We start from the raw sequence: 8,473 nt of genomic DNA on the forward strand, positions 1-8,473 counted from the left end.
TCAGTTACACATTCAGTGACTGACACTGCGCATTCGCGGGCAAGCCCGTTCCCACATTTGCTCAGCGTTATACCGATAACGCTTGCCAGCTGCCCGACACATGTCTGGCCTAGTGCCCTCCTCATGGCCTAGACTGATCCGCATCTGCTGTCCTCCGCTTTTGCTTTTAAGGCCTCTTGCATGTCCGATCCTCGCTACCAGATCGACGTCAGCGTCGTCACCCGCTTCCTGGCGGACCAATCGCAACCCGAACACAACCGTTTCGCCTTTGCCTACACCATCACGGTGAAGAACAACGGGCAGGTGCCGGCCAAGCTGCTGTCGCGCCACTGGGTAATCACCGACGGTGACGGCCAGGTCGAGGAAGTGCGCGGCGCCGGCGTGGTTGGCCAGCAACCGTTGATCGACATCGGCGCCAGCCATACGTATAGCAGTGGCACAGTGATGACCTCCAAAGTCGGCACCATGCAGGGCACTTATCAGATGAAAGCCACTGACGGCAAACTGTTCGACGCTGTCATCGCGCCCTTCCGCCTCGCCGTGCCGGGAGCCCTGCACTGATGACGACGTACGCGGTCGGCGACCTGCAAGGCTGCCTGGAACCCCTCAAGTGCTTGCTGGAGCGAGTTGCCTTCAACCCGGCGAGCGACCGCCTGTGGTTAGTGGGTGACCTGGTCAATCGTGGGCCCGAATCCCTGCAAACCCTGCGCTACTTATATAGCCTGCGTGATTCCCTGGTCTGCGTCCTGGGCAACCACGACCTGCACCTGCTGGCGGCCGGCAATAACATCGAGCGCTTGAAAAAAGGCGACACGCTGCGCGAGATCCTCGAAGCGCCGGATCGCACCGAGCTGCTGGAGTGGCTGCGTCGGCAAAAGCTCATGCATTACGACGAAGGCCGCAACATGGCTTTGGTCCATGCGGGCATCCCGCCCCAGTGGACGGTGAAAAAAGCCCTCAAGTGCGCTGCCGAAGTCGAGAGCGCCCTGGCCGATGACAACCTCTACACCGCCTTTCTTGACGGCATGTACGGCAATGAGCCGGTCAAGTGGGACAACGACCTTACCGGCGTGGCCCGCCTGCGCGTGATCACCAACTACTTCACCCGCATGCGCTTTTGCACCGCCGAAGGCAAGCTGGACCTCAAGAGCAAGGAAGGCGCCGACACCGCCCTGCCCGGCTACAAACCCTGGTTCGCCCACAAGGAGCGCAAGACCCGTGACACGAAGATCATCTTCGGCCACTGGGCGGCCCTGGAAGGCAAATGTGATGAACCCGGCGTGTTCGCCCTCGACACCGGCTGCGTGTGGGGCGGCGCCATGACCCTGATGAACATCGACACCGGCGAGCGCCTGAGCTGCCAGTGCGAATCCCCCCTTTCTGTGACACAGCCGGCCGCCAAGCCATAGGAGCCCGCCATGAGCGAATTCAAACGTATCCCTCCCGAACAAGCCCAGGCGCTGCGCGAGCAAGGCGCGGTGGTGGTCGACATCCGCGATCAGCCGACGTATGCCGCCGCGCACATCAGCGGTGCGCAACATTTGGATAACACCAACATTGCCGACTTCATCCGTGCCGCCGACCTCGACGCGCCGGTGATCGTCGCCTGCTACCACGGCAACTCCAGCCAGAGCGCGGCCGCCTACCTGATCAGCCAGGGCTTCTCTGACGTGTATAGCCTGGACGGCGGCTTTGAGCTGTGGCGTGCGACCTATCCTGCAGAAATTGCCTCAGGCGATTCGCAATAATTTTTTTCACACCCCGCTACCCCGCGTGACGCTTGGGCTCGCGCCGTTTCTGACGAACGGCGCAGCCAAACTAATTACGTATCCCACCTTGACCTCCCGGATTCCGAACTATCCTTAAGCGCAGGCCATCCGAATCAGGGGAGAGCCGGTACACCGGCGTGCGGGTCATCGGTAGCGTTTCAGGGTGTTTGGGGGGAAAACGGCCATTGGTTGATCACCAATGACTGCCAGCATCGACTGATTGACCCGGCGTCGGCTCCACGTATCGAGCGAGGTGACGACGTCATGAGTATCTTTAGCCACTTCCAACAACGCTTCGCGTCCACACAGCAGGAAGAACTCACGCTGCAAGAGTATCTCGAGCTGTGCAAGCAGGACCGCAGTACCTACGCGTCTGCCGCCGAACGTCTGCTATTGGCGATTGGTGAGCCGGAGCTGGTGGAAACCGCGAATAATTCGCGCCTGTCGCGAATATTTTCCAACAAGGTGATCCGCCGCTATCCGGCCTTTGAAGACTTCCACGGCATGGAAGAATGCATCGACCAGATCGTCTCCTACTTCCGCCACGCCGCCCAAGGCCTGGAAGAGAAGAAACAAATCCTCTACCTGCTCGGCCCCGTCGGCGGCGGTAAGTCGTCTCTGGCTGAAAAGCTCAAACAGCTGATCGAGAAGGTGCCCTTCTACGCGATCAAGGGCTCGCCGGTCTTCGAGTCGCCTCTGGGCCTGTTCAACGCCACGGAAGATGGCGCGATCCTCGAGGAAGACTTTGGCATTCCACGGCGCTACCTCAACACCATCATGTCGCCTTGGGCCACCAAGCGCCTGGCCGAGTTTGGCGGTGACATCAGCCAGTTCCGCGTGGTGAAACTCTACCCGTCGATCCTCAATCAGATCGGCGTGGCAAAAACCGAACCGGGCGATGAGAACAACCAGGACATCTCGGCGCTGGTGGGTAAGGTCGATATCCGCAAACTCGAAGAATTCCCGCAGAACGACGCCGACGCCTATAGCTACTCGGGCGCGCTGTGCCGGGCCAACCAGGGCCTGATGGAATTCGTGGAGATGTTCAAGGCGCCGATCAAGGTGCTGCACCCACTGCTGACCGCCACCCAGGAAGGCAACTACAACAGTACCGAAGGCCTGGGCGCGATCCCGTTCACCGGGATTCTGCTGGCCCACTCCAACGAATCGGAATGGCACACCTTCCGCAACAACAAGAACAACGAAGCCTTCATCGACCGGATCTACATCGTCAAGGTGCCCTACTGCCTGCGCGTCAGCGATGAGATCAAGATCTACGACAAGCTGTTGTTCAACAGCTCGCTGGCCAAGGCGCATTGCGCGCCCGATACCTTGAAGATGCTCGCCCAGTTCACCGTGCTGTCACGCCTCAAAGAGCCGGAGAACTCGAATATCTACTCGAAGATGCGCGTGTACGACGGCGAAAACCTCAAGGACACCGACCCCAAGGCCAAGTCGATTCAGGAATACCGCGACACCGCAGGCGTGGACGAGGGCATGAACGGCCTATCCACTCGTTTCGCGTTCAAGATCCTGTCCAAGGTCTTCAACTTCGACCCGCACGAAATCGCGGCCAACCCGGTGCATCTGCTCTACGTGCTGGAACAGCAGATCGAACAGGAGCAATTCCAGGCCGAAACCCGCGAGCGCTACCTGCGCTTCCTCAAGGAATACCTGGCGCCGCGCTATATCGAGTTCATCGGCAAGGAAATCCAGACCGCCTACCTGGAGTCCTACAGCGAATACGGCCAGAACATCTTCGACCGCTACGTGCTGTATGCGGACTTCTGGATTCAGGACCAGGAATACCGCGATCCGGAAACCGGCGAAATCCTCAATCGCGTTGCCCTCAACGAGGAGCTGGAGAAGATCGAAAAACCCGCCGGCATCAGCAATCCGAAGGATTTCCGCAACGAAATCGTCAACTTCGTGCTGCGCGCCCGCGCCAACAACAACGGCAAGAACCCAACCTGGCTCAGCTACGAGAAGCTTCGGGTGGTCATCGAGAAGAAAATGTTCTCGAACACCGAGGATCTGCTGCCGGTCATCAGCTTCAACGCCAAGGCCAGCAAGGAGGACCAGCAAAAACACAACGACTTCGTCACTCGAATGGTCGAGCGTGGCTACACCGACAAACAGGTACGGCTGCTCTCCGAGTGGTACCTGCGGGTTCGTAAATCACAGTAAGGCAGCGACAGGCGTGTACTGCCGGGCCTTTGGCCTGGCAGCTGACCGCTTGTCTCTAAGCTTCCAGCTCGCGGCTTGAAGCTTGTAACGTGAAGCTGCCCGGAGGGCTCCCCATGAGCTATGTGATCGACCGACGCCTCAATGGCAAGAACAAGAGCACGGTAAACCGCCAGCGTTTCCTGCGGCGTTACCGTGACCACATCAAAAAGGCCGTTGAAGAGGCCGTCAGCCGCCGCTCCATCACCGACATGGAGCATGGCGAGCAAATCAGTATTCCCGGACGCGACATTGACGAACCGGTGCTGCACCACGGTCGCGGCGGCAAGCAGACCGTCGTGCACCCCGGCAACAAGGAGTTCACCACCGGCGAACATATCCAGCGCCCCCAAGGCGGTGGCGGCGGTAAAGGCCCAGGCAAGGCGGGCAATTCCGGCGAAGGCATGGACGAGTTTGTGTTCCAGATCACCCAGGAGGAATTCCTGGAGTTCATGTTCGAAGACCTGGAGCTGCCCAACCTGGTCAAACGCAACCTGACCGGCACCGACACCTTCAAGACCGTTCGCGCCGGCATCAGCAACGAAGGCAACCCGTCCAGGATCAACATCATCCGCACCTTGCGCTCGGCCCATGCCCGGCGTATCGCGCTGTCAGGCAGCAGCCGCGCCAAATTGAAACAAGCGAAGGAAGAGTTGGCGCGCTTAAAACGCGAAGAACCAGACAACTTCGGCGATATCCAGGCCATCGAGGCAGAAATAGAGAAACTCAGCGCGCGCATTCACCGCGTGCCTTTCCTCGACACCTTCGACTTGAAATACAACCTGCTGGTCAAACAACCCAACCCCAGCTCCAAGGCCGTGATGTTTTGCCTGATGGACGTGTCCGGTTCGATGACCCAGGCGACCAAGGACATCGCCAAGCGCTTTTTCATCCTGCTGTACCTGTTTCTCAAGCGGAACTACGACAAGATCGACGTGGTGTTCATCCGCCATCACACCAGCGCCCGGGAAGTGGATGAAGAGGAGTTTTTCTACTCGCGGGAAACCGGCGGCACCATCGTGTCCAGTGCGTTGAAGTTGATGCAGGAGATCATGGCCGAGCGCTATCCGGCCAATGAATGGAATATCTACGCGGCTCAGGCGTCCGACGGCGACAACTGGAACGACGACTCGCCGATCTGCCGCGATATCCTGATCAACCAGATCATGCCGTTTGTGCAGTACTACACGTACGTCGAAATTACTCCCCGTGAGCACCAAGCCCTGTGGTTCGAATATGAGCGTATCGGTGAAGCCTTTGCCGACACTTTCGCCCAACAGCAACTGGTCTCGGCCGGCGATATCTACCCGGTCTTCCGTGAACTCTTCCAGCGCAGGTTAGTGACATGACCGCCAAAAAAGAGCATAAGCGCCAACCCATTTCCACCGGCTCCGAGTGGACCTTTGAACTGATCCAGGCCTATGACCGGGAAATCAGCCGTATCGCGGCGGGTTATGCCCTGGACACCTACCCCAACCAGATCGAAGTGATTACCGCCGAACAGATGATGGATGCCTACGCCTCAGTCGGCATGCCCTTGGGTTATCACCATTGGTCCTACGGCAAACACTTCCTGAGTACGGAGAAGTCCTACACACGCGGCCAGATGGGCCTGGCCTACGAGATCGTCATCAACTCCGACCCGTGCATCGCCTACCTGATGGAAGAAAACACCATCTGCATGCAGGCGTTGGTGGTTGCCCATGCGTGCTACGGGCACAACAGCTTTTTCAAGGGCAATTACCTGTTCCGCACCTGGACCGATGCCAGTTCGATCATCGATTACCTGGTGTTCGCCAAGCAGTACATCATGCAATGCGAGGAACGCCACGGCATCGACGCGGTTGAGGACCTGCTCGACTCCTGCCATGCGCTGATGAACTACGGCGTTGACCGCTACAAACGCCCGTACCCGATTTCTGCCGAGGAAGAACGCCTGCGCCAGAAGGAGCGCGAGGAGCACCTGCAGAAGCAGATCAACGACCTGTGGCGCACCATTCCGAAGAAAACCGGGAAAAACAGCGATAAAGACAATGCACGCTTCCCCGCCGAACCTCAGGAAAACATCCTGTATTTCCTGGAAAAACACGCGCCGCTGCTGGAGCCGTGGCAGCGCGAAATCGTGCGTATTGTGCGCAAAATCGCCCAATATTTTTATCCACAGCGCCAGACCCAGGTGATGAACGAAGGCTGGGCGACGTTCTGGCACTACACCTTGATGAATGACCTGTACGACGAAGGCCTCGTCACTGACGGCTTCATGATGGAGTTCCTCACCTCCCATACCAGCGTGGTGTTCCAACCCGGCTTCGACAGCCCGTACTACAGCGGCATCAACCCCTATGCACTGGGCTTTGCCATGTACCGCGACATCCGGCGCATGTGCGAACACCCCACCGAAGAGGATCGCCGCTGGTTCCCGGAAATCGCCGGCAGCGATTGGTTGTCGACCATCAAGTTCGCCATGAGCAGCTTCAAGGACGAGAGCTTCATCCTGCAGTACCTGTCACCCCAAGTGATTCGCGACCTCAAACTGTTCAGCATCATGGACGACGACCTCAAGGACGACCTGCTGGTGCCGGCCATTCACGACGAGCCCGGCTACCGCACCATCCGCGAGACATTGGCGGCGCAATACAACCTGGGCAACCGCGAGCCCAATGTGCAGATCTACAGCATCGATGTGCGCGGCGACCGCTCGCTGACCCTGCGTCATCAGCAGCACGACCGCAAACCCTTGGGCGAATCCACTGAGGAGGTACTCAAGCACCTGCATCGGTTGTGGGGCTTCGATATTCACCTGGAAACCCTGCAGGGCGACCAGGTGATGAAGACTCACCATGTGCCACCGCGCAGCGATCACAGCGACAACGACTACGGCCGCCTGGACCTGGCCGTCGTTCATCTCTGAAACAGCAAAGCCTCCATTGGTCAGGCACAGGCGGTATCCTGTGCCGCTAATGGAGGCTTTTTCATGAAAATCTACACAGTCGGCGGCGCGGTGCGTGATCGCCTGCTCGGCATCGAGGTCACCGACATCGACCGCGTGGTCGTCGGCGCAACCACTGAAGAAATGCTCGCCAAGGGCTACAAGCCGGTGGGTGCTGACTTCCCGGTATTCCTGGACCCGAAAAACGGCGACGAGTACGCCCTGGCTCGCACCGAGCGCAAGAGTGGCCGGGGTTATGGCGGCTTTGTGTTTCATGCCAGCCCCGAGGTCACGCTGGAAGAAGACCTGATTCGTCGCGACCTGACCATCAACGCCATGGCGGAGGACGGTGACGGCAACCTGACCGATCCGTACCACGGCCAGCGCGACCTGCAGGCGCGCATTCTGCGTCACGTTTCCCCGGCGTTCGCCGAAGATCCACTGCGTGTACTGCGTGTTGCGCGCTTCGCAGCGCGTTATGCCCATCTGGGTTTCACGGTAGCGCCTGAGACGCTCGGCCTGATGCGCCAACTCAGCGAGTCCGGCGAATTGGAAGCCCTGACGCCCGAGCGTAGCTGGAAGGAAATCTCCCGGGCCTTGATGGAAGATCAACCTCAGGTGTTCATCCAGGTGCTGCGCGACTGCCATGCGCTGAAAACCCTGATGCCGGAAGTGGACGCGTTGTTCGGCGTGCCGCAGCCGGAGGCCCATCACCCCGAGATCGACACCGGCCTGCACACCTTGAGCGTGCTGGAACAGGCCGCCCTGCACAAACAACCCCTCACCGTGCGCTGGGCCTGCCTGCTGCATGACGTGGGAAAGGGCCTGACGGCTGTGGATAAGTTGCCGCAGCATATTGCTCATGAACAGACAGGCTTGAAGCTGATCAAGGCGGTCAACGAACGCTTCAAGGTGCCAAAGGATTGCCAGGAGTTGGCACTGCTGGTGGGCCAATATCACACTCATGGCCACCGCGCTCTGGAACTCAAGGCCTCGACATTGCTGGAACTGCTGCAGAGTTTTGACGTGTATCGCCGGCCTCAGCGGTTTGAGGAGTTCGTGGTGAGCTGTGAAATGGATGCACGCGGCCGCAAGGGCCTTGAGCAACGAAGTTATCCACAGGCGGATTATTTGCGCGGCGCGGCCAAGGTTGCGCGCGAAGTCGCGGTGGCGCCCCTGCTGGAGAAAGGCTTCAAGGGACCTGCGCTGGGCGAGGCGCTCAAGCGCGAGCGGCTCAAGGCGCTGAAAGCCTACAAGGCACACTACAACGTGTAGCAAGCAAGCTTTGTGGCGAGCGGGCTTGCCCCGCGTTGGGCTGCACAGCAGCCCCAGTAAAGGCGTTGAAATTTGCTGGTAAAACTCAGCGCCTGTTGTGGGGCTGCTACGCAGCCCGACGCGGGGCAAGCCCGCTCGCCACTGGGATTTGCGAGCCGGCGTCCACCTTTGAATCCGGGCAGACGGGCGTTACAGGAGATTTTTCGGGGTGAGTGGCTGGTTTTGCCATTCAAACGCGACAGGTGCCAGCACCTGGTCGATCTGCGCATCGCGCCAC

General features: G+C 59.3%; 7 protein-coding genes and 1 pseudogene. 7 read left to right on the forward strand and 1 reads right to left on the reverse strand.

Translation table 11 applies throughout. The annotated features are described in order from the left end of the window. Positions 1–180: 180 nt before the first annotated feature. The 7 genes from apaG to AACW30_RS18660 all read left to right on the forward strand — a co-directional run bounded on the left by apaG (position 181) and on the right by AACW30_RS18660 (position 8,196). Complete coding sequence (gene apaG, locus AACW30_RS18630; RefSeq protein WP_106575521.1) at positions 181–561, forward strand: Co2+/Mg2+ efflux protein ApaG; 381 nt, start codon at positions 181–183, stop codon at positions 559–561. Then, positions 561–1,409, forward strand: a complete 849-nt coding sequence (locus tag AACW30_RS18635) for a symmetrical bis(5'-nucleosyl)-tetraphosphatase (RefSeq protein WP_124418588.1) — start codon at positions 561–563, stop codon at positions 1,407–1,409. The genes apaG and AACW30_RS18635 overlap by 1 nt, the downstream gene beginning before the upstream one ends. 9 nt (positions 1,410–1,418) lie before the next feature. Further along, the gene (gene glpE, locus AACW30_RS18640) at positions 1,419–1,748 is read left to right on the forward strand and encodes a thiosulfate sulfurtransferase GlpE (RefSeq protein ID WP_106575523.1); all 330 of its coding nucleotides are present in this window, start codon (positions 1,419–1,421) and stop codon (positions 1,746–1,748) included. A gap of 285 nt (positions 1,749–2,033) precedes the next feature. Beyond that, on the forward strand, positions 2,034–3,956 hold the full coding sequence (locus AACW30_RS18645; protein ID WP_003194732.1) for a PrkA family serine protein kinase: 1,923 nt from the start codon (positions 2,034–2,036) through the stop codon (positions 3,954–3,956). 113 nt (positions 3,957–4,069) lie between these two features. After that, a complete protein-coding gene (locus AACW30_RS18650) occupies positions 4,070–5,341 on the forward strand; it encodes a YeaH/YhbH family protein (RefSeq protein ID WP_106575524.1) in 1,272 nt (423 codons plus the stop codon). Then, on the forward strand, positions 5,338–6,903 hold the full coding sequence (locus tag AACW30_RS18655) for a SpoVR family protein (protein ID WP_106575525.1): 1,566 nt from the start codon (positions 5,338–5,340) through the stop codon (positions 6,901–6,903). The genes AACW30_RS18650 and AACW30_RS18655 overlap by 4 nt, the downstream gene beginning before the upstream one ends. 63 nt (positions 6,904–6,966) lie before the next feature. Next, positions 6,967–8,196 carry a multifunctional CCA addition/repair protein gene (locus tag AACW30_RS18660; protein ID WP_200625594.1) on the forward strand — a complete coding sequence of 410 codons (1,230 nt, stop codon included), beginning with the start codon at positions 6,967–6,969 and terminating at the stop codon, positions 8,194–8,196. A gap of 189 nt (positions 8,197–8,385) precedes the next feature. On the opposite strand, the pseudogene AACW30_RS18665 reads toward AACW30_RS18660, so the two are convergent. Then, positions 8,386–8,473, reverse strand: a pseudogene (locus AACW30_RS18665) (2-amino-4-hydroxy-6-hydroxymethyldihydropteridine diphosphokinase); the annotation flags it as partial.

It is taken from the genome of Pseudomonas sp. MF6747 (genome assembly GCF_963890955.1).
Classification (GTDB): Bacteria; Pseudomonadota; Gammaproteobacteria; order Pseudomonadales; family Pseudomonadaceae; genus Aquipseudomonas.